The 21,932-nt window shown below is 57.7% G+C and carries 19 protein-coding genes; 9 read left to right on the top strand and 10 right to left on the bottom strand.

The genetic code is table 11. From position 1 onward, the window contains the following. Window positions 1–19: 19 nt before the first annotated feature. The 6 genes from fhuB to hrpB all read right to left on the bottom strand — a co-directional run bounded on the left by fhuB (window position 20) and on the right by hrpB (window position 11,318). Complete coding sequence (gene fhuB / locus ACMGGQ_RS02100) at window positions 20–2,002, bottom strand: Fe(3+)-hydroxamate ABC transporter permease FhuB (RefSeq protein ID WP_420289534.1); 1,983 nt, start codon at window positions 2,000–2,002, stop codon at window positions 20–22. Further along, window positions 1,999–2,889 (bottom strand): Fe(3+)-hydroxamate ABC transporter substrate-binding protein FhuD, encoded by an 891-nt coding sequence (fhuD, locus tag ACMGGQ_RS02095; protein ID WP_063620825.1) that lies wholly within the window; start codon window positions 2,887–2,889, stop codon window positions 1,999–2,001. The genes fhuB and fhuD overlap by 4 nt, the downstream gene beginning before the upstream one ends. Beyond that, on the bottom strand, window positions 2,889–3,686 hold the full coding sequence (fhuC, locus tag ACMGGQ_RS02090; RefSeq protein WP_111967241.1) for a Fe3+-hydroxamate ABC transporter ATP-binding protein FhuC: 798 nt from the start codon (window positions 3,684–3,686) through the stop codon (window positions 2,889–2,891). The genes fhuD and fhuC overlap by 1 nt, the downstream gene beginning before the upstream one ends. Before the next feature lie 50 nt (window positions 3,687–3,736). Beyond that, window positions 3,737–5,986 carry a ferrichrome porin FhuA gene (gene fhuA, locus ACMGGQ_RS02085; protein WP_420289533.1) on the bottom strand — a complete coding sequence of 750 codons (2,250 nt, stop codon included), beginning with the start codon at window positions 5,984–5,986 and terminating at the stop codon, window positions 3,737–3,739. 234 nt (window positions 5,987–6,220) lie between these two features. Next, window positions 6,221–8,746, bottom strand: a complete 2,526-nt coding sequence (gene mrcB / locus ACMGGQ_RS02080) for a bifunctional glycosyl transferase/transpeptidase (RefSeq protein WP_045907821.1) — start codon at window positions 8,744–8,746, stop codon at window positions 6,221–6,223. 142 nt (window positions 8,747–8,888) lie between these two features. Continuing rightward, the gene (gene hrpB / locus ACMGGQ_RS02075; protein WP_420289532.1) at window positions 8,889–11,318 is read right to left on the bottom strand and encodes an ATP-dependent helicase HrpB; all 2,430 of its coding nucleotides are present in this window, start codon (window positions 11,316–11,318) and stop codon (window positions 8,889–8,891) included. 73 nt (window positions 11,319–11,391) lie between these two features. Here hrpB and thpR point away from each other — a divergent pair, with 73 nt between their 5' ends. From thpR to panD, 9 genes are all read left to right on the top strand, one after another. Continuing rightward, window positions 11,392–11,946 carry an RNA 2',3'-cyclic phosphodiesterase gene (thpR, locus tag ACMGGQ_RS02070; RefSeq protein WP_420289531.1) on the top strand — a complete coding sequence of 185 codons (555 nt, stop codon included), beginning with the start codon at window positions 11,392–11,394 and terminating at the stop codon, window positions 11,944–11,946. Then, window positions 11,936–12,640 (top strand): DNA/RNA nuclease SfsA, encoded by a 705-nt coding sequence (gene sfsA / locus ACMGGQ_RS02065; protein WP_039265695.1) that lies wholly within the window; start codon window positions 11,936–11,938, stop codon window positions 12,638–12,640. The genes thpR and sfsA overlap by 11 nt, the downstream gene beginning before the upstream one ends. A gap of 176 nt (window positions 12,641–12,816) precedes the next feature. Continuing rightward, entirely contained in the window at window positions 12,817–13,272 is a 456-nt protein-coding gene (gene dksA / locus ACMGGQ_RS02060; RefSeq protein WP_001155232.1) for an RNA polymerase-binding protein DksA, read from the top strand. Window positions 13,273–13,331: 59 nt separating this feature from the next. Next, entirely contained in the window at window positions 13,332–14,222 is an 891-nt protein-coding gene (gene gluQRS / locus ACMGGQ_RS02055) for a tRNA glutamyl-Q(34) synthetase GluQRS (protein WP_420289530.1), read from the top strand. Between the two features lie 42 nt (window positions 14,223–14,264). Next, window positions 14,265–15,662 (top strand): polynucleotide adenylyltransferase PcnB, encoded by a 1,398-nt coding sequence (gene pcnB, locus ACMGGQ_RS02050; RefSeq protein ID WP_420290551.1) that lies wholly within the window; start codon window positions 14,265–14,267, stop codon window positions 15,660–15,662. Beyond that, window positions 15,659–16,138, top strand: a complete 480-nt coding sequence (folK, locus tag ACMGGQ_RS02045) for a 2-amino-4-hydroxy-6-hydroxymethyldihydropteridine diphosphokinase (protein ID WP_048225668.1) — start codon at window positions 15,659–15,661, stop codon at window positions 16,136–16,138. Before pcnB ends, folK begins: the two co-directional genes overlap by 4 nt. A 123-nt stretch (window positions 16,139–16,261) precedes the next feature. Continuing rightward, the gene (gene panB / locus ACMGGQ_RS02040; RefSeq protein ID WP_008501941.1) at window positions 16,262–17,053 is read left to right on the top strand and encodes a 3-methyl-2-oxobutanoate hydroxymethyltransferase; all 792 of its coding nucleotides are present in this window, start codon (window positions 16,262–16,264) and stop codon (window positions 17,051–17,053) included. A gap of 11 nt (window positions 17,054–17,064) precedes the next feature. Further along, window positions 17,065–17,916: a pantoate--beta-alanine ligase gene (panC, locus tag ACMGGQ_RS02035; protein WP_069720177.1), complete on the top strand. Its 852-nt coding sequence runs from the start codon at window positions 17,065–17,067 to the stop codon at window positions 17,914–17,916. Window positions 17,917–17,950: 34 nt separating this feature from the next. After that, window positions 17,951–18,331 (top strand): aspartate 1-decarboxylase, encoded by a 381-nt coding sequence (panD, locus tag ACMGGQ_RS02030; RefSeq protein WP_006173750.1) that lies wholly within the window; start codon window positions 17,951–17,953, stop codon window positions 18,329–18,331. A 3-nt stretch (window positions 18,332–18,334) separates the two neighbouring features. Here panD and ACMGGQ_RS02025 read toward each other — a convergent pair whose 3' ends face one another. The 4 genes from ACMGGQ_RS02025 to ACMGGQ_RS02010 form a co-directional block, all read right to left on the bottom strand. Further along, window positions 18,335–19,582 carry a polysaccharide deacetylase family protein gene (locus ACMGGQ_RS02025; RefSeq protein WP_048225666.1) on the bottom strand — a complete coding sequence of 416 codons (1,248 nt, stop codon included), beginning with the start codon at window positions 19,580–19,582 and terminating at the stop codon, window positions 18,335–18,337. 64 nt (window positions 19,583–19,646) lie between these two features. Next, window positions 19,647–20,087 carry a PTS sugar transporter subunit IIA gene (locus ACMGGQ_RS02020; protein ID WP_045907814.1) on the bottom strand — a complete coding sequence of 147 codons (441 nt, stop codon included), beginning with the start codon at window positions 20,085–20,087 and terminating at the stop codon, window positions 19,647–19,649. Between the two features lie 104 nt (window positions 20,088–20,191). Then, entirely contained in the window at window positions 20,192–20,962 is a 771-nt protein-coding gene (locus ACMGGQ_RS02015; protein WP_032675960.1) for an ABC transporter permease, read from the bottom strand. Further along, window positions 20,959–21,885 (bottom strand): ABC transporter ATP-binding protein, encoded by a 927-nt coding sequence (locus ACMGGQ_RS02010; protein ID WP_008501946.1) that lies wholly within the window; start codon window positions 21,883–21,885, stop codon window positions 20,959–20,961. The genes ACMGGQ_RS02015 and ACMGGQ_RS02010 overlap by 4 nt, the downstream gene beginning before the upstream one ends. Between the last annotated feature and the right edge of the window lie 47 nt (window positions 21,886–21,932).

The following is a 21,932-nucleotide window of genomic DNA, read 5'->3' as shown; positions in this document are numbered from 1 at the left end:
GGATTGCCGTTTACTTTTATTACCGACTCTGCTTTCTCAACAGATAAATAAAATACGGCGCACCGATAAAGGTCGACAGCAGACCCGCCGGGATCTGATACGGGAACAGCACCATTCTTCCGCACCAGTCCGCAAACACCAGCATTACCCCGCCCGTCAGGGCCGACATCACGATATGCGGCATCGTCCGGCGGAACCCCATCATTCTGGCAATGTGCGGCGCCATTAGCCCCACAAAACTCAGCGGGCCAATCGTCATGGTCGCCGTCGCCGTCAGGCACGCAGCGAGCAGCAGCAACGCTATACGCGCTGGCGTCAGCGCCATTCCCACCGCGCGCGCGGTTTCCCCGCCGAGCGGCAGAATGGTCATCCAGCGACGGCACAGCGGCACCATCGCCAGCAGTACGATCATTACGATCCCGGACCCGATCGCCTGGCTGCCGGTCGCGCCGTACGTTGAGCCGGATATCCAGGTCAGGATCTTCGCCATACGCGGATCGCCGCTTGCCTGCAACATCATCAGCAGCATCGTGAATGCGGTACTGAGCGCCATCCCCGCCAGCAGCATACGGTGCGGTGAAAACCCGCCTCGACCAGCGGCAATCAGGATAATCATCAGCGTAACCGCCGCCCCGAGACTGCCGGCAGGCATCAGCCAGGCAAACGCATTGCCCGGCACGAAGAACAGCATCAGCACCACGCCAAAGGCAGCGCCAGAGCTGATCCCGAGCACTTCCGGGCTCGCCATCGGGTTGCCGGTCAGACGCTGAATAATGCAACCTGCCACCGCCAGCATCATGCCTGCGATCAGCGCAGCGAGGATACGCGGCCAGCGCCACTGCAGCAGGGCGTTGAGTAAATCACCCGTTGCCCAGTGCCAGCCCGCGGCATCGCGTCCGAATGAGAGCGCCGCGAACGAGGCGATAATCAGCACCGCCAGCCCGGCAAGGCTAAACCACAGTACCGACTGACGCTCAGTATGGACTTTATCGCCCGCATCCATCGCCGGTGCGCTCATGCTGCGCAGGCGCGGAAGCAGCCACAGAAGCAGCGGCGCCCCGATCAGCGCGGTGACCGAGCCGGTGGAGACTTCACGCCAGACCTGCGCCAGCCAGAGAATAAGCTGATCGGAAAGCCAGAGGATCAGCGCCCCAATCAGCGGCGCCAGCATCAGACGCGCCAGCAAGCGACGCGCTCCGAGCATCTTCGCCAGCAGCGGGGCAAACAGGCCGATAAACCCGATGATGCCGACCGCGTTCACCAGCAGGGCGCTCAATACAATCGCCAGCGTCAGCGCCGCCAGGCGAGCCAGCGACAGCGCCAGCCCCAGGTTGCGCGCCACGCCATCATCCAGTCCCATCAGCGTCAGAGGACGCAGGAGAAGCAGCGTCAGCACAACACCGCCAGCCAGCTGCGGCCACAGGCGCTGCACCACGCTCCAGTCGGTCTGGGTCAGCGTCCCGGTACTCCACATGAACATGCTTTGCAGCTGATCGTGGTGGAACAGGACCAGCAGCTGGTTGATCGCCCCGCAGTACAGGCTGACCACCAGCCCGGCCAGAATCAGCGTCACCGGGGAAAGACGTTTACCCCAGGCCACGCCAAAGACCAGCGCGCCCACCGCACACGCTCCGGCAAGCGCCGCAAACTGCGAGGCTAACGCCCCCGGCAGCGTCCACAGCGTGGTGATGGTGATCCCTAGCTGGGCGCCGGTCGCGACGCCGAGTGTGGTGGGTTCCGCCAGCGGGTTACGTAAAACCTGCTGGAACAGCACCCCCACCAGCCCTAAACCGGCACCAACCAGCAGGGAGACTGCCAGACGCGGCAGCAGGCTGTAGTGGAACAGCATCTGCTGAATATTGTCGATATCCGGCGAGGCCAGCGCGGCCCCCCACTGCGCGCGCGGTAATGCGGCCGAGAGGTTAAACCCGGTTAACGCCAGCGCGGCAAGGAAAATCAGCACCAGCAGAAGCGCCGGGAAGCGGGCAATCCGTGAACTCATGCTTTACCTCCCAGCGCGTTATCCAGCACGCGGGCAAAATGCATGGCCGAGAGCGTCGCGCCGTAGAACCAGACCGCCGGGGCGCGCTGGAAGCGTTGCTCACGGACAAACGGCATCGCCTGCCAGAGCGGCGTCGCCATCAGGGTTTGCATGGCGCGCTCGTTGCCGTGATCGAAGCACAGCACATCCACGTCGCGAAACGCCGCGAGACGATCGATACCCACAGCGGTACTGCCCCAGAACGTCATCTCCCCTTCCCAGGCATTACGAATACCAAAACTGTCGAGGACTTCCTGGAACAGGCAGTTTTTACCGAAAACCAGCATATGGCGGGCATCCAGCAGCGTCACCATCAGCAGCGGACGATCGCCCCGGTGAGCAAAACGCGGCTTCAGAGCGTCAATCAGGGCATCGAATTCGTCGAGATGTTTTTTAGCCTCCGCTTCCCGGTTGAGGAAATGCGCCATCTCGTTAACCGACTTTTTCGCCATCGCCAGCGGTTTTTTACCGTCGCTGAAAGCGAATCCACGTCCGGGCGCAATGCGCGCCATGGTCTCTTCTGACGGACCGTAGCCCGCGGACCAGAACAGGAACGACGGTTTCATCTGGGTGAGCAGCTCGAGGTTTGGCTCCGTCCGCAGGCCGACGTCGATTACCGAGTCCGGCAGCTTCGGCTCGTTCACCCAGAGGTTATAGTTAGGAATGTCCGCCACGCCGTAGGGCGTGACGCCAAGCGCCATCATCAGCTCGACCGGCAGCCACTCCAGCGCCACTATGCGGTGCGGATCGACGACGGCAGCACGCGCCGCATTCATTTTTAACAGCAGCGGTGAGAGGGCCATCGCCGTCAGCAGGCGACGGCGGCTAATGCGCATGTTGTCGAGCATCAGTAGACGAAGCTCACCGGTGCAGCCCCGGCCGGGTGAGGCAGAATACCCATCGGAATACCATAAATATGTTCCAGCGTTTCGCTACGCATCAGCTCGGACGGCGTTCCCTGCGCAATCATTTCGCCGCCGCGCAGCGCAACAAGGTAATCACAGTAGCGTGCCGCCATGTTGATATCATGCAGCACCGCAATCACCGTCAGACCGCGCTGCTGGCTTAAGCGGTGCACCAGCGCCAGGACATCGACCTGATGGGCGATATCGAGCGCGGAGGTGGGTTCATCAAGGAGCAGGCAGCGGCTGTCCTGGGCCACCAGCATCGCAATCCACGCGCGCTGGCGTTCACCGCCGGACAGGCTATCCACCAGACGGTGCGCCAGCGGCTTTAGCCCGACCAGCGTAATCGCCTCTTCCACTTTCTCTCTGTCGGCCACGCCGAAGCGTCCAAGCGCGCCATGCCACGGATAACGCCCAATCGCCACCAGCTCTCGCACCGTCATCCCCTCCGCCTGCGGCAGCTGCTGCGGCAGATACGCCACTTTGCGGGCAAACGCTTTGCTGCTCCAGCTCTCGAGCGGTTGGTCATCCAGCAGGATGTCGCCTTCTGACGGCGGCTGATGGCGTCCCAGCATCTTGAGCAGCGTGGACTTACCGGAACCGTTGTGACCAATCAGGCCAGTGACTTTACCTGCGGGGAACGTCAAAGAGAGCGGATGCAGCAAGGTGCGCCCGGGTACGCGAAAGGAGAGATGGTTGAGCGTAAAGGTGGTGTCGGGTTGCGTTTGATTATCCTGCATTTCAGCCAACTTAAATAAAAAGGGCACGGCGAACCGTGCCCGGACAGAGATTAGAAGCGGAAGGTCGCGGTGGCAACAACCTGACGTTCAGCACCCCAGAAGCACCCGTAGGTGTTGAAGCAGCTGGCAACGTATTCACGATCGAACAGGTTGTTCACGTGAAGCGCCACGTTTGAGCCTGCCATTCCGACTCGCGCCAGATCGTATCTGACCAGCGCATCCACCAGGGTATAGCTGCCCACGGTGAAGGTGTTCGCCGGGTCGCCTTTGCTGGAGCCCGTATAACGAACGCCGGTACCCAGCGTCAGGCCAGACAGTGGACCATCAAACATCGTGTAATCACCCCACACTGAGGCCATGTGTTTAGGCACCTGCGCTGGCGTGTTGCCTTTGTAGTTGGTGTCGGTGGTGTATTCCGCATCGGTGTAGGTATAGGAACCGACAACGTTAACGCTCGCAGACAGTGCCGCTTTCGCTTCCAGCTCGACGCCACGCGCGCGAATTTCGCCGCCTTCAACGGAGAAGAATGAACCCGCAGGGTCAGCCATCAGGTTATTGGTTTTGGTCAGCTGATATACCGCACCGGTAATCACAATAGGACGATCGCTCGGCACGTATTTCACGCCCGCTTCGTACTGCTTGCCTTTCGACGGTGCGAAGATGTTGCCACTCGCCCCTGTCTGAGAAGCAGGCTCGAAGGATTCGCTGTAGCTAAAGTACGGGGTTACGCCGTTATCGAACAGATAGTTCACGCCGCCACGCCAGGTGAACTGGGTGTCATCGCGTTTAGCCGTGGTGTTCGATACGCGGTTATAGGAGTCCTGATCGGCCCAGTCGTAACGGCCGCCCAGCGTCACCAGCACTTTATCCCACTGCGCCTGATCCTGAACGTACAGGCCGGTCTGCTTCTGGCGGTTAAGGATTTGGTACGCGCCGGAGTTCGCCGGATCTTTTGAACCGAAATCGAAATCGCTGTTCACCGGATTGTAGAGATCCAGCAGCGGCACAGAGTCGTCGTAGCCGAACCAGGAGTTGATATCGTTACGCATGCGCATAAAGTCAACACCGGTCAGCAGGATGTGGTCCACCTGGCCGGTAGCAAATTTGCTCTGCAGCTGCGTATCCACGGTGAAGTTCTGCAGTTTCTCATTATCGACAACGTATTTACGCGCCAGATGATGGCCTTTATCCGCAGGCGCTAAGGCCGCGCACTGCGCGCTGTAAACGTTAGCCGGGTCGGAGCAGACGCCATAGCCGTAAACGCTGTTTTGCGAGGTTTTGTTCTCGGCAAAGCGCAGGTTCTGACGCACGGTAAAGGTGTCGTTGAATTCGTGGTCGAAGCTATATCCCACCATTTTCTGGTTACGGGAATAGGTGTTGTTCTTCGCGCCTTCGTTGAAGTCCGTCGGCAGACGACTGCCGTTTGGCAGCGGATCAACGGTTCCCTCTTTTGGCAGCCAGCCGTAGTAGCCCGTTTCAGGCTCGTTCTGGAAGTAGGAGAGGAACGTAAAGGTGGTTTTGTCATCCGGACGCCAGGAGAAGGATGGTGCGATAGCATAACGCTGCTCGCCTTTACCTTCCTGCTGCGCGTTATTCGAACGCGCAACGCCGGTCAGGCGGTAAGAATAAACGCCGTCATCGTCGATCGCATCGCTGAAGTCAAAGCCGGTCTGGAACAGGCTGTCGGTGCCCATTTTGAACTGGACTTCCTTCAGCGGCTCTGTGGTTGGGCGCTTGCTCACCATGTTCAGCAGGCCGCCAGGGCTGCTTTTTCCGTACAGAACGGAAACCGGACCGCGCATGATTTCGGCGCGCTCCAGCATATAAGGGTCAATCACCGCGTCGTTATAGAAGTTGCCCTGCATCTTCATACCGTCGAGGTAGTTATTCTGGCTCTGACCGTCTGCGGCAAAGCCACGAATCACCAGGTAGTCATAGGTGTTGGACGCACCTCGGGTACCTACCGCAACGCCCGGCGTATAGCTCAGGGCTTCTTTCACCGAGCGCGGCTGGTGCAGCGCCATCTCTTCGGCGGTTACCACAGAAATAGACTGGGGAACCTTTTGAATAGGGGTGTCCGTTTTGGTCCCGGTCGCGGACTGGCGCGCGGCGATTGTCGCAGCGGGCCCCCAGGCACTTTCCTGTGCTGCCGGCGCGGCCGTAACGGTGATGGTTTCTTCTTTTTTCGGTGTATCGGCTGCGTGTGCGAAAGCAGACACGCCGGCAACCGCTGTGGCGACGACGACCGCGAGTTTACGCAGCGACGTGTTCATTGGCTGAGCAGTATTGGAAAGCGCCATGATGTTTCTCTGATGGAAAAGTGAATGATAACGTAAACGAGAATTATTATTATGAGCGCCAGAATAATATGCGAAACGCGGGTTGCATAGCAAGCAGTAAGCGGCCCTACGAGAATTAAGGGTATAAGAAATAGACAAGAGAAAACGAAGGGTTAATCAGAGTTAAAGTGAGGGTTAACGAAATGAGGTTTACGGGTAAAAAAAGCCCCCTTCCGGGGAAGAGGGCTTTAAAAGTTAGTTACCGCCAAACATGTCCTTAATCCAGCCGGCTACGCCATCGCTGTCTTTCTTCTCATTCTGCTGCTGCGGCTGTTGCTGCTGCGGCTGCTGTGGCTGAGAAGACTGATCGAACGGGTTGCCGGTCGGCTGTTCAGGCTGGCTCTGCTGGCACAGGGAATCCGGGTTGGTTGTCCAGACCGGCAGAGTACGCATTCCGCCGCCGCAGACGAAGTTACCGGAGCTGTCCACGCCCATATCGACGATATCTTCCGGCGCGACAAGGTTCAGCGGCACTGGTGACTGATTCGCCAGATAGCGCTGGTAAATCGACATCGCCCCGCTCGCCCCGTACAGCTTGGTCGGCTGGTTGTTGTCGCGTCCTACCCAGGTAATGACCACTTCACGGCCATCGATACCGGCAAACCAGGTATCAACGTTGTTGTTGGTGGTCCCGGTCTTACCTGCCAGATGCAGGCCCGGATACTTCGCACCCAGTTGACGACCCGTACCACGCTGCACCACCTGCTGCATCGTCCACAGCGTCATGTAGGCCGCCTGAGCAGGAACGGCACGCTCCGCCTGCGGGAAGCTCTGATACAGCACAGAGCCATCCTCGGCAATCACCGAACGCAGGGCGGACAGCGGCGCGCGGTTACCGCCGCTGGCGATGGTCTGGAACGCCTGCGCCACTTCGATCGGCGTCAGGTTAAGCGCCCCGAGGATCATCGCCGGCACCGGGTGCAGCTGATCTTTCGCCACGCCCAGCTTCTGCCAGGTATCGACAATGGCCGGCAGGCCCAGCGACATGCCCAGGTTTACCGTCGGCACGTTCATGGAGCGCGTCAACGCATCCACCAGCATCACCTGACCGCTAAACTGCTTATCGTCGTTCTGCGGTGACCACACCTGGCCGTTAGGCTGGCGCAGGGAGATAGGCGCATCCGCAATCCAGGTATTCAGACGATACTGGTTTGGCTGACTCAGGGCAGTCAGATAGGTCGCCGGTTTTGCCAGAGAACCGATCGAGCGACGCGCCTGCATGGCACGGTTGTAGCCTGCAAACTGCGGCTCGGCACCGCCCACCATCGCACGAACTTCGCCGGAGTTGCGGTCAACCACCACCATCGCGGTTTCAAGATCGGAGAGCTTACGCTGTTTCTTCAGCGCCGGAATACCTTCCACCGCCGCTTTTTCTGCCGCATCCTGCGCCACGGAGTCAAAGGTGGTGAAGATCTTCACGCCGGAGAGATCTTTGACCTTATCCCCAAGCTTGCTTTGCAGCTCCTGACGCACCAGCTGCATAAACGCAGGCTGAGGCGAGATCACCCCACCGCGCGGCTGAACGCCAAGCGGACGTGCGCTCAGCATGTCGTACAGCTCCTGGTCGATCACCTGCTGTTGTTGCAGCAGACGCAGCACCAGGTTACGACGCTCCAGCGCCAGTTTCGGGTTACGCCACGGGTTATAAATGGACGCCCCTTTCACCATGCCCACCAGCAGCGCCTGCTGATCCAGGCTCAGCTCTTCCACCGGACGACCAAAGTAGTACAGGCTCGCCAGCGGGAAGCCGCGGATTTCGTTATCGCCGCTCTGACCGAGGTACACCTCGTTCATATACAGCTCAAGGATACGATCCTTGCTGTAGCGCGCGTCCATCAGCACGGCCATGTAGGCTTCGTTCGCTTTACGCCAGTAAGAGCGTTCGCTGGAGAGGAAGAGGTTTTTCACCAGCTGCTGAGTCAGCGTACTCGCTCCCTGCACGGTACGACCGGCAGTCAGGTTCGCCAGCACCGCACGACCAATCGAGTAGAGGCTGATGCCGTCGTGCTCGTAGAAGTGACGGTCTTCGGTCGCCAGCAGCGTATCGACCAGCAGATCCGGGAAGCCGTTACGCGCCACGAACAGACGCTGCTCGCCGTTTGCCGACGAGAGCATGGTGATCAGACGCGGATCGAGACGGAAGAAACCGAACTGGCGGTTGTTATCCATGTTCTCGATGGTATCCAGACGATCCCCGTCAAAGGTCAGACGCGCGCGCACCTGACCCTCTTTGCTGTCCGGGAAATCAAACGGACGACGGATCATCTCAATGCTGTTCGCCTGCACGGTAAATTCGCCAGGGCGCGTCATTTTTGACACCTGACGATACTGGGTGGCTTCCAGCAGTTTTACCATTTCGTTTTTCGTGATGGACATATCTGGCTCAAGGTTCACCATACGGCCATACACTGCCGCAGGTAACTGCCAGACTTTACCGTCGATACGGCTGCGGATCTTCTGATCCAGATACACGCCGTAAATTGCCATCAGCACAACAAAAACAATAAAGAGCTTCAGCAGCAGCCAGAACCAGCCGCGTTTGCCCCGAGGCTTGCGCCCTTTGCCTTTCCCTTTACGCGGCATCGGTTCTTCATCCTCATCATCGTCTTCATAGTCATCGTCATAGTCCTCATCTCTGAGGCGACGACGGCTTACTTTTTCTTTCGCCGGACGCGTTGGTTTTCCCTTACGTCCTATTGGCTCGCGGTCATTCCCCGCCATGCTTTTTCTCCGCAACTTTCAGGCGCAAAGGCCAGATTTTCTTTTCTTTCACAGGCCTGTGAAAGAAGAAATCTCTCAAAATTAGTTCTCCCTCTCCCTGTGGGAGAGGGCCGGGGTGAGGGCATCAGGCCGCACATCCCTTTCAGGAATACTTCTTCGTCCGCCTCGTCGGCGCCGTATTCGCCGGATCGTCCGGCCAGACGTGTTTGGGGTACCGCCCCTTCATCTCTTTCTGCACGTCACGGTAGCTCCCCGCCCAGAACGCCCCTAAATCTCGGGTGATCTGCAAGGGGCGATGCGCAGGCGACAGCAGTTCAAGCACCAACGGCACGCGTCCTTCAGCGATAGACGGCGTGGTTGCTTCACCAAACATCTCCTGCATCCGAACCGCCAGCGCCGGCGGATTATCCTCATGATAACGGATGGCAATCCGGCTTCCGGTCGGCACAGTGTAATGCCCTGGCAGTTCACTATCCAGACGTTGACGCAATGACCAGTCCAGTAAATTCTGTAACGCAGTCTTAACATCAAGCGCTTTAAGGGCGCGCAGAGAGTGCACGCCGCTCATCTGCGGCAGTAGCCAGCTTTCAAGCGTAGCCAGCAGCGTCTCATCATCCACCGCTGGCCAGCCATGTTCCGGTAGCCACTTTGCGGCGCAGTGCAGGCGAATGCGGTACTGTTCCGCCTCCGGCGTCCAGTTCAGCACGCTCAGCCCTTTTTCCCGAATGCCGTTCAGCATAGCCTGATGAAGCTCGTCTTCCGACGGCTTCGCCAGCGGCTTCGTCCCGAGCGTCAGTTTCCCAATCTGGCTACGACGAAACGCCTTCAGCGTGCCCTGCGCATCATCCCACTCGACGATGTCCGATTGCTTAAGTAACTGCGGACAGCTACGGGTCAGGGCGTCAATATCAACGGCAATCGCCTGCAGGATACGCGCGTCGGGGGAGTTGCTCCCCTGCAGCAGGAGCGGCGCAATCAGCCACTCATGACGCGTCAGGGCGTCATCGCTGTCCAGCATCGCCCCCATGCCGTTTGCCAGCTGATAGCGGCCGTCCAGCCCGCGCCGACGCGCAATTCGATCCGGAAACGCCTGCGCTAACAGCCGGGAAATCCTCTCGCTGTCTGGCACGCCGCCGCGGCTGTTAAGCCGTTTGCACAGCTGCTGCGCCCGCTTCTGCCAGTTCCCCTGATTGCGTGAAAACGCCTGCCCCAGATCGCTGCTGCCACCGCGCGGCGGCTCCTCAAGGATAGCCGCCAGTTTAGCCGCCGTGGCAATTTCATCATCCCCTTGCGCGGCCAACAGCATCGCGGCCAGACGCGGCTCGTTGCCCAGCGCCGCCATTTTCTGGCCGCGTACCGTCAGACGTTCGCCCTCAAGCGCGCCAAGCTCAGTTAACAGACTGCGCGCAGCAGCGAGGTTAACGACAGGGGGAGAATCAAGCCAGGTAAGCTGTCCAGGATCCGGACAGCCCCACTGCAGCAGATCCATCACCAGGCCCGACAGATCACTTTGTAAAATTTCCGGCGTGCTTTGCTGCGCCGCGCGTTCTGCCTGTTCCGCGCTGGTCAAATGCAGGCAGATCCCCGGCTCAAGACGCCCCGCACGGCCCGCGCGCTGCACCATTGACGCCTGGCTGATGCGCTGCGTCAGGAGTTTAGTCAGCCCGGTACGCGGGTCAAAGCTTGCCACCCTCTCCTGCGCGCTATCGACCACCAGGCGAATACCTTCAATGGTCAAACTGGTTTCAGCGATGTTGGTTGCCAGCACCACCTTGCGCTGCCCCACCGGGGCAGGAAGGATAGCTTTACGCTGCTCCTGCAGCGACAGCGCGCCGTAGAGCGGGCACAGCAGTACATCAGCGCCTACGCGAGAGGAAAGCTGCTCCTGCACGCGCTGGATCTCACCGACACCCGGCAAAAACAGCAGCAGGGAACCGGGTTCCTGGCGCAGCAGTTCAGCGGTGGCAATGGCGACCGCCTCGTCAAAACGCAGGTGGGAGGGCAGCGGTTGATAGCGGCGTTCAACAGGAAACGCCCGCCCTTCAGAGCTGATGACCGGCGTATCAGGTAGCGCCTGCCGTAGCCGCTCGTTATCCAGCGTGGCCGACATTATCAGCAGACGGAGATCGTCGCGCAGCCCCTGCTGAACGTCCAGCAACAGCGCAAGGGCCAGATCCGCCTGCAGGCTGCGCTCGTGGAATTCATCCAGGATCACCAGCCCGACGCCGGTCAGCTCCGGATCGTTTTGCAGCATGCGGGTGAGAATCCCCTCGGTGACCACCTCAAGGCGCGTGGTCGGGCCCACGCAGGTCTCGGCGCGCATCCTGTAACCTACCGTTTCGCCCGGTTTTTCATTCAGCAGTTCTGCCAGGCGCTGCGCCACGTTGCGCGCGGCCAGTCTGCGCGGCTCCAGCAGGATAATTTTCCCGCTGATGTTCCCGTCTTTCAGAATTTGCAGCGGCAGCCAGGTGGACTTACCCGCCCCCGTCGGGGCATTCAGCAAAACCTGCGGGGCATGACGTAAGGCAGCGAGGAGGTCAGGAAGAACGACGGCGACCGGCAATGAGGACACTAACAGCTCCAGAGGGTTAACATTAGTCGGCGTACATTGTAGCATCGGCGCATATCATTACCGAGTCCTCCGTATGCCTGAGTCGAAACGGCTGTTTTTTGCCATTGAATTGCCCACAACACTACAGCGTCAAATTGTTCGCTGGCGCGCCGATCGCTTCCCGCCGGAAGCCGGTCGCCCGGTCGCGGCGGCTAACCTGCACCTGACGCTGGCCTTTTTGGGCGACGTCAGTGCCGAAAAACAGCGGGCGTTAGCCGCAATGGCCGGGCGTATTGTCCAGCCGGAATTTACGCTGCACCTCGACGACGCGGGTCAGTGGCTGCGTTCGCGTGTGGTCTGGCTGGGGACGCGCCAGCCTCCGCGCGGATTATTACAGCTGGCGAACATGCTGCGCGCGCAGGCGGCGCGCAGCGGCTGTTATCAAAGCCCGCAGCCGTTTCATCCGCACATTACCCTGCTGCGCGATGCCGGTCAGGCCGTTGCCATCCCGGCACCAGGTTTTCACTGGGCCTTTCCGGTCAACACATTCGCGCTTTATGAATCCGTCTTTGCACAGGGACGCACCCGCTATACACCGCTACAGCGCTGGACGCTGGGCAACACCGAAAGGAACTCTGATGAAGTTTAGTCCTCCCCTGCAGCACGCTACGCTTATCCAACGCTACAAACGCTTCCTCGCCGATGTGATCACGCCTGAAGGCGAACCGCTCACCCTGCACTGCCCCAATACCGGTGCCATGACGGGATGCGCGACGCCGGGTGACAGGGTCTGGTATTCCACATCAGAAAATACTAAACGCAAATATGCCCATACCTGGGAAATGACCGAAACCCAGAACGGGGCATTTATTTGCGTTAATACCCTGCGCGCCAATCAACTGGTTAAGGAAGCGCTGACCCATGGCGTAATTCCCGAACTGGTCGGTTATGGCACGCATAAAAGCGAAGTGAAATATGGCGATGAAGGCAGCAGAATTGACTTCATGTTACAGGCGGAAGACAGGCCGGAGTGCTATATTGAAGTGAAATCAGTGACGTTAGCGGAACAGGAAAATGGCTACTTCCCGGATGCGGTAACGCTACGTGGCCAGAAGCATCTGCGAGAGCTAATGAGTGTTGCGGCGGCGGGCAAACGCGCCGTATTGCTGTTTGCAGTGTTGCATTCAGCCATTGAACGTTTCTCCCCTGCCCGCCATATTGATCCTAAATACGCGCAATTGTTGAATGAGGCACAAAAGCAGGGGGTAGAGGTTTTCGCTTATAAAGCGGAACTTTCTGCCGATAATATGACTCTGAGATCCTCTCTTCCCATTGTCTTATAAGGGATTAGACGATTGACTATTAAGTGTTCTGGCCGCGTGCGCAAATACGCTTTTCCTCACAGGCTTGTCAAGTGTTACGTTTAGATAATTGCCATACGGAAAAGCATCTGCTATTTATAGCGACCTGATTTTTCCCCCAACACGGGGATCGATAGTGCGTGTTAAGGAGAAGCAACATGCAAGAAGGGCAAAACCGTAAAACATCGTCCCTGAGTATTCTCGCCATCGCTGGGGTGGAGCCGTATCAAGAGAAACCGGGCGAAGAGTATATGAACGAAGCCCAGCTGTCGCACTTCAAGCGTATTCTTGAAGCATGGCGTAATCAACTCAGGGATGAAGTCGATCGCACCGTTACTCATATGCAGGATGAAGCTGCTAACTTCCCGGATCCGGTAGACCGTGCCGCTCAGGAAGAAGAGTTCAGCCTCGAACTGCGTAACCGTGACCGCGAACGCAAACTGATCAAAAAGATCGAGAAAACGCTGAAAAAAGTCGAAGACGAAGATTTTGGCTACTGCGAATCCTGCGGTGTTGAAATTGGCATTCGTCGCCTGGAAGCGCGTCCAACCGCCGATCTGTGCATCGACTGCAAAACGCTGGCCGAAATCCGCGAAAAACAGATGGCCGGTTAACACCAGCGCTGTTTACACACTCCAAAGGCGGGAGTCTCTCCCGCCTTGTTACTGTTGATATGTCTGAATCACACTATATTGGGCGCTTCGCGCCATCTCCTTCCGGTGAATTACACTTCGGCTCATTAATTGCCGCGCTCGGCAGCTACCTGCAGGCTCGCGCCCGCCAGGGAAAATGGCTCGTCCGCATCGAAGATATTGACCCTCCGCGTGAAGTTCCCGGTGCAGCAGAGACCATTCTGCGTCAGCTGGAACATTACGGTCTTCACTGGGATGACGAGGTTCTCTGGCAGTCAAAGCGTCACGAGGCCTATCGGGAACGTCTGGCCTGGCTTCGCGCTCAGGGGCTTTCCTATCACTGCACCTGCGCCCGCGCGCGTATCCAGAGCGCAGGCGGCGTTTATGACGGCCACTGCCGCACGCTGAACAACGGTCCTGAAAATGCCGCCGTGCGCATCAGACAGCACTCCCCGGTGACGCACTTTAACGATTTACTCTCCGGTGAGATTCATGCCGATGAACGTCTGGCGCGTGAGGATTTTATTATTCACCGTCGCGATGGCCTGTTCGCCTACAACCTGGCTGTGGTGGTGGACGATCATTTTCAGGGCGTGACGGAAATAGTGCGTGGGGCGGATCTGGTCGAGCCGACCGTGCGACAAATCTCGCTCTATCATCAGTTTGGCTGGACGGCGCCGGATTACATTCATCTGCCGCTGGCGGTTAATGCGCAGGGCTTAAAATTGTCAAAGCAGAACCACGCCCCGGCCCTGCCAGACGGCGATCCGCGTCCTGTTTTGATCGACGCGCTGCGATTTCTCAACCAGAATGTAACCAACGAATGGCAGGATCTGCGTATTGACGAACTGCTGAAAATGGCCATTGCTAACTGGACGCTCGCGGCAGTGCCAAAAATCCAGCATTCTCAAATGCGTTGCGCTGAGCTATGATTAGCCGCTTTTTTCATAACAAAACACACTACGAGGTGTACCATTTTTACCCGAGTCGCTAATTTTTGCCGTAAAGTGCTAAGCCGCGAAGAGAGCATGGCGAACGATGCTATTGCACAGCCACACATGTCGGTTATTCCGCGTGAGCAGCACACTATTTCCCGCAAAGATATCAGTGAAAATGCCCTCAAGGTGCTCTATCGTCTGAATAAAGCGGGCTACGAGGCCTATCTCGTGGGCGGTGGAGTGCGTGATTTACTGCTGGGCAAAAAACCCAAAGATTTCGACGTGACGACCAGCGCCACGCCTGAGCAGGTGCGCAAATTATTCCGTAATTGCCGTCTCGTTGGCCGCCGTTTCCGTCTGGCTCACGTGATGTTTGGGCCGGAAATCATCGAAGTGGCGACCTTCCGCGGCCACCACGAAGCGGGCGCGTCCGATCGCACGACGTCGCAGCGCGGCCAGAACGGTATGCTGCTGCGCGATAATATCTTCGGTTCTATCGAAGAAGATGCCCAGCGTCGCGACTTCACCATCAACAGCCTTTATTACAGCGTGGCGGATTTCACCGTGCGCGATTACGTCGGCGGCATGCAGGACCTGAAAGAAGGTCTGATCCGCCTGATCGGCACGCCGGAAACGCGCTACCGTGAAGATCCCGTGCGTATGCTGCGCGCCGTGCGTTTCGCCGCCAAGCTGAATATGCGCATCAGCCCGGAAACGGCAGAGCCAATCCCGCGTCTGGCGACGCTGATTAACGACGTGCCGCCTGCTCGCCTGTTTGAAGAGGCGCTGAAGCTGCTGCAGGCCGGCCACGGTTTTGAAACCTACAAATTTCTGCGCGAATACAACCTGTTCCAGCCGCTGTTCCCGACCATTACCCGCTACTTTACCGAAAACGGTGACAGCCCAATGGAGCGGATGATTGCGCAGGTGCTGAAAAATACCGATACCCGCATTCGCAACGACATGCGCGTGAACCCGGCGTTCCTCTTTGCCGCGATGTTCTGGTATCCGCTGCTGGAAACGGCACAGCGTATTACCCAGGAGAGCGGGCTCGCCTATTACGATGCGTTCGCGCTGGCCGCCAACGACGTGCTGGACGAAGGCTGCCGCACGCTCGCCATTCCGAAACGGATTACCACCCTGGTGCGCGACATCTGGCAGCTTCAGCTGCGCATGTCCCGTCGTCAGGGCAAACGCGCCTGGAAGCTGATGGAGCATCCTAAATTCCGCGCGGCCTTCGATCTCCTGTCGCTGCGCGCGGAAATTGAACGCAACCAGGAGCTGCAGCGTCTGGCGCAGTGGTGGGCTGAATTCCAGGTCTCCGCCCCGCCAGAGCAGAAAGATATGCTGACCGGGCTGGATGAAGAGCCGGAACCGCGTCGCCGTCATCGTCGCCCGCGCAAACGCGCGCCGCGTCGTGAAGGAACAGCATGACCCTCGCGTATATCGCCATCGGCAGCAATTTAGCCTCTCCGCTGGAGCAGGTGAATGCTGCCGTACAGGCGCTGGGCGACATCCCACAGAGTCGGATCGTGGCGGTCTCCTCGTTCTACCGCACACCGCCGCTGGGGCCACAGGATCAGCCAGACTACCTTAACGCCGCTGTGGTCCTTGAGACTGAACTGGGTCCCGAAGCGCTGCTGGACAATACCCAGCGTATTGAGCTTCAGCAGGGCCGCGTGCGCAAAGCCGAACGCTGGGGCCCCCGCACGCTCGACCTCGACATTATGCTGTTTGGTCACGAGACGATTAACACTGAACGTCTCACCGTTCCGCATTACGACATGAAAAATCGCGGGTTTATGCTCTGGCCGCTGTTTGAAGTCGCCCCTTCCCTTACCTTCCCTGACGGGCTCTCGCTAAAGGCCGTTCTCAACAGTCTCGGTGCGGAAAAACCCGCTCGCTGGTAAAGCCGTTTTTTTATTGGTTAACCATAAAATATTTGTGGTTAATCGATTGCCTAAAATCATTGTTCCCTCGAATGTTACTGTTAGAATGCGCAAAGATTCGCTTTTGGGCTATCAGGAAACAGTATGAAACCAACCACCATCTCCTTACTGCAGAAATGCAAACAGGAAAAAAAACGCTTCGCCACCATCACCGCGTATGACTACAGCTTCGCCAAACTGTTTGCCGAAGAGGGGATCAACGTCATGCTGGTCGGGGATTCGTTAGGGATGACGGTACAAGGACATGATTCCACTCTGCCGGTGACGGTTGAGGACATCGCTTACCATACCCGCGCCGTGCGCCGTGGTGCCCCAGCCTGCCTGCTGCTTTCCGATCTGCCGTTTATGGCCTATGCCACGCCGGAACAGGCATTCGAAAACGCGGCGGCAGTGATGCGTGCCGGTGCCAATATGGTCAAAATTGAAGGCGGCGCCTGGCTTGTTGATACGGTGAAGATGCTCACCGAGCGCGCCGTGCCGGTGTGCGGGCATTTAGGCCTGACGCCGCAGTCTGTGAATATCTTTGGCGGCTACAAGGTGCAGGGCCGCGGCGATGCCGCCCAGACGCTGCTGGATGATGCTCTGGCGCTGGAAGCCGCAGGTGCACAGCTGCTGGTGCTGGAGTGCGTGCCGGTTGAGCTGGCGAAACGCATCACCGACGCGCTGTCCATTCCGGTAATTGGTATTGGGGCAGGTAACGTGACCGACGGTCAGATTCTGGTGATGCACGACGCCTTCGGGATCACCGGCGGACACATCCCGAAATTTGCCAAAAATTTCCTCGCCGAAGCGGGCGACATGCGCGCTGCGGTCAGGCAGTATATTGCCGACGTTGAATCCGGTGTTTACCCGGGTGAAGAACACAGTTTCCATTAAGGAGTCTCGTTGTGCTAATCATTGAAACCCTGCCGCTGCTTCGCCAGCATATCCGCCGCGCGCGTCAGGAAGGTAAACGTATCGCACTGGTCCCGACCATGGGCAATCTGCATGACGGCCACATGAAGCTCGTCGACGAAGCCCGCGCGCGGGCAGATATCGTGGTGGTCAGTATCTTCGTGAACCCCATGCAGTTTGACCGCGCAGACGATCTGGCGCGCTACCCGCGCACCCTGCAGGAAGATTGCGAGAAGCTAAAAAAACGCCACGCGGATATCGTCTTCTCACCTGCACCGGCGGATGTTTACCCGCAGGGTACCGAAGAGGCAACCTACGTTGACGTCCCGGGTATTTCCACCATGCTCGAAGGCGCGAGCCGCCCGGGCCATTTCCGTGGCGTTTCCACCATCGTCAGCAAGCTGTTCAACCTGGTACAGCCGGACGTTGCCTGCTTTGGCGAGAAAGACTTCCAGCAGCTGGCGCTGATCCGCAAGATGGTTGCGGATATGGGTTACGATATCGAGATTGTCGGCGTACCGATTGTACGCGCCAAAGACGGTCTGGCACTCAGCTCGCGTAATGGCTACCTGACCGCCGAACAGCGTAAAATCGCGCCGGGTCTCAGCAAGGTCATGAACACCATGGCTGAGCAGATGCTGGCAAAAGAGTTAACAGCAGAAGAAATTATCACCCTTGCCGAGCAGGCGCTTAACGATAAGGGGCTTCGTGCTGACGACGTACAAATTCGTGATGCTGATACGCTGCTGGAATTAACCCAGAACAGCAAGCGCGCAGTCATCCTGGTGGCGGCCTGGCTAGGTCAGGCGCGTCTGATCGACAATAAAGTGGTTGAGCTGGCGTAGTTCCTTTCACCCCTGATAATTATAGGTAAACGTAATGATTCGCAAAATGCTGCAAGGTAAGCTTCACCGTGTGAAAGTCACGCAGGCCGACCTGCACTATGAAGGCTCCTGCGCCATTGACCAGGATTTCCTTGATGCAGCAGGTATCCTCGAAAACGAAGCGATTGATATCTGGAACGTAAACAACGGTAAACGCTTCTCTACCTACGCGATTGCCGCCGAGCGCGGTTCTAAAATCATCTCCGTTAACGGCGCTGCGGCGCACTGCGCGGACGTGGGTGATATCGTGATCATCGCCAGCTTCGTGATGATGTCTGACGAAGAAGCGCGTCGCTGGCAGCCTAAAGTCGCCTACTTCGAAGGCGAGAATGAAATGAAGCGCACCGCAAAGGCGATTCCGGTTCAGGTTGCCTGATGTTTATCCCTGCGGCTGATTGCTGATCAGCCGCGACATCGTCTCCAGCGAATCCGTTCTTAAGATATACAGGCGCTTCAGCAAGAACGGATTATCCCCCGGTTTGACCTTCCCTCGTACCGTCGTCACCGCCAGGTGGAACCCGGCGTCATTCGCAGCTTTAATCGCCTTATCGTCATAACCGCCGAAAGGATACGAGAGGTAGAGCACGTGCGGGTTAAACTGCGCCAGGTCCCGGCGCGAGCGCTTAAAATCAAACAAAATATTGTGATAGCTGCGGCTCAGTAAAATGGGCTGATGGTTGTCGTCGACGCGGTGCAGAAAGTGCGTGTGGGACTGATAGTCGAACACGTCATGCATCTGCTCCAGTTCCGACACGCTCATAAACTGCAGGAATTTTGGCGCCCATTTTTGCGGGTGGCGCTTGATGCGCGACGAGATGATGAACGCCGTCGCCTTAAAGCCATACGCTTTGAGGATCGGGTAAGCATAGCGGTTAACGGACTTCAGGCCATCGTCGAAGGTAATCACCACCGATTTCGCCGGCAGGTTCATCTTGTTGCGCACATACCCTTCCAGCTGATACAGGGTCAGGGTGGTATAGCCCTGATCCCGCAGCCAGGTCATCTGGTTGTTGAACGCACGCACGCTGGTGGTCGTGGAGGTATGGCGAAAACGGGTGTTCTCTTCGTCGCGCAAAATATGGTGGTAGGTAATAACCGGAATGCCGTTATCTTCCTGCGCATCCAGGCTGCTGATCCAGGCCAGGCGGTTGCCGATGCGGATCTGGAACCAGGTCTGATTGAGGCGATCTTTGAGCTTGTTCAGGATCGGATAGCGAAGATTGGCGCTTAAGGTGCCGAAGGGTGCGCTACCGTTGTTCGGGGCGTTATAAACGGGCGTGTCTTTCCACGTTATCAGGTTTTGATTGCTCAGCGGTTTATTCAAATCCCCCAGGCCATCCTCGACGCGCTGTTTGCCCTGCACCGGCTCCAGGTGCCCCTTGTCGATAAAGCCCGTGCCAAATCCGAAGCGAAATTCATAGTAGTCCGCCGCCGCAGGCACCACCGCGAGGATCTGCCCTGCCCGCACGTTGCCGACGTTAATGACGCTGTTGCCGACCTGCGCCCAAATCGCCGCATCTTCGGTGGTTTGCATATATTGAGCAGGCAGTCTTTGCTGACTTAATAAACTGGCAGAAGAAGTGCCGGAGACGAACATCAATAGCAGGAAAACAATACGCGTGAACATGAGGGTCTTATTCGAAGCGGAAATACTTATGCCATTGTAGCAAAAGCGACATCAATACCAATGTTTAATTCTTATACAGGTCATGAAGCAGGACAAAGGGGGGATTTTTTTGCTGCTGATGCCACAAGCTGCTGACGCCCGGTGTACCCTGCGCGACGATAGCGTTACGGAACGCCGCGCTGGTTAATGTTTCGCGCTGGGGATACATCATTTCAAGCAATGGAAGGCTAATACCGGAGATCACCTCGCAGCCGTCGTGCTTATGGCTCATCAGGGCCGCAGCACGGTACGGCGCCGCGCCGGATTTATCAGTAAGAAAAATGACGCCCTCTCCAGTGTCAGTTTCATGCAGGGCATCGCACATCATCCGGCCAAGCATGTTGGTGCTCAAGCCGCGCCAGTAGTTGACGGCGCGACACTGTGGCAGTGGACCAAACCTGGCTTCCAGCTTCAGCAGCATGTCCTGCGCCCGTTCATCGTGGCAGGTGATAACCCATCCCAGCATAACTCTCTCCTTAGCAGGCAAGTAGTTTAGCGGAGTGAAGGTTAGCTTACGGTGATAACTGTCAAAGAAAATGCCCGGCAAACAGAATGTCGCCGGGCTGAGGGCTAGCTGCGCAGACCGCGTCCGCGCTGGATCAGGTACCAGCACAGCAGGTAGAAGACGATGATGAACACCGCCAGCACCGCCACCGTGGTAAACAGCGGCACATCAGTGATGCCGAGGAAGCCGAAGCGGAAGCCGCTGATCATGTAGACGATCGGGTTCAGGTGCGACAGCGCCTGCCAGAACGGCGGCAGTAGCGTCAGGGAGTAAAACACCCCGCCAAGATAGGTCAGCGGCGTCAGCACGAAGGTCGGGATCAGGCTGATGTCGTCAAACGTTTTGGCAAACACGGCGTTCAGCAAACCGGCCAGCGAGAAGAGGATTGCCGTCAGGAGCAGCGTCAGCGCGACGAACAGCCAGGAGTGCACCTGGAACGGGACAAAGAACAGCGAAATCGCCGTGACCAGGATCCCGACGCACAGCCCGCGCGCCACGCCGCCGCCGACGTAACCGGCAATAATGACGTGCGTTGGCACCGGCGCGACCAGCAGCTCTTCAATATTGCGCTGGAACTTGGCGCTAAAGAACGATGACGCCACGTTGGCATAGGCGTTGGTGATCACCGCCATCATAATCAGGCCCGGCACGATAAACTGCATATAGGTAAAGCCGTGCATCTCACCAATCCGGGAACCAATCAGGTTACCGAAGATGATGAAATAGAGCGTCATCGTGATGACCGGCGGCACCAGGGTTTGCACCCAGATGCGCATAAAGCGGTTAATCTCTTTCGCCCAAATGCTTTTCAGCGCGACCCAGTAAAGATGCGTCATGCCTTGTCTCCTTGTTTATCCTGCACCAGAGAGACAAACAGCTCTTCCAGTCGGTTCGCTTTGTTACGCATACTTAAGACCTGAATCCCCTGCGCGCTCAGCTGTGAAAACACGCTGTTGATGCCCTGCTCGCGCAGCACTTCCACTTCCAGCGTCGAGGTATCGACGAGGCGGTATTGATAGCCTTCGAGCTTCGGCAGCGGGCTCTTTGCCGCCAGATCGAGAATAAAGGTTTCTGACTTCAGCTTGGAGAGCAGGTTCTTCATCGAGGTGTTTTCCACCAGCTCGCCGTGCTGAATGATGCCGATGTTGCGGCACAGCATTTCCGCCTCTTCCAGGTAGTGGGTGGTCAGAATAATGGTGGTGCCTTTGTCGTTGAGGTCTTTCAGGAAGCCCCACATGGAGCGGCGCAGTTCAATATCGACACCCGCCGTCGGCTCATCAAGAATCAGTAGTTTTGGCTCGTGCATCAGCGCGCGGGCAATCATCAGGCGGCGCTTCATCCCGCCGGATAACATCCGGGCGCGTTCGTTACGCTTTTCCCACAGATCGAGCTGCTTGAGGTATTTTTCGCTCCGCTCCAGGGCCTCTTTACGCTCAACGCCGTAATAACCCGCCTGGTTAACGACGATCTGCTGCACCGTCTCAAACGGATTGAAGTTGAACTCCTGCGGCACCAGACCCAGCTGACGCTTGGCATTCACCACATCTTTTTGCAGGTCATAACCAAAGACGCTCACCCGGCCGGACGTTTTATTGACCAGCGAACTGATAATCCCAATGGTGGTCGATTTCCCCGCGCCGTTCGGCCCCAGAAGCGCGTAAAAATCACCGGCCTCTACTTTTAGATCTATTCCGCGCAGCGCCTGAACGCCGCCCGGATAGGTTTTTTTAAGCTGCTCAAGCTCCAGTGCAATTGCCATGAAATTAACTTACCTTCAGTTCTGACACACGTTGTGTGGTTTCATTA

The organism is Enterobacter sp. BNK-13, assembly GCF_048685015.1.
Taxonomy (GTDB): Bacteria; Pseudomonadota; Gammaproteobacteria; order Enterobacterales; family Enterobacteriaceae; genus Enterobacter; species Enterobacter quasiroggenkampii.
This window is presented reverse-complemented; position numbering and strand designations above follow the sequence as displayed.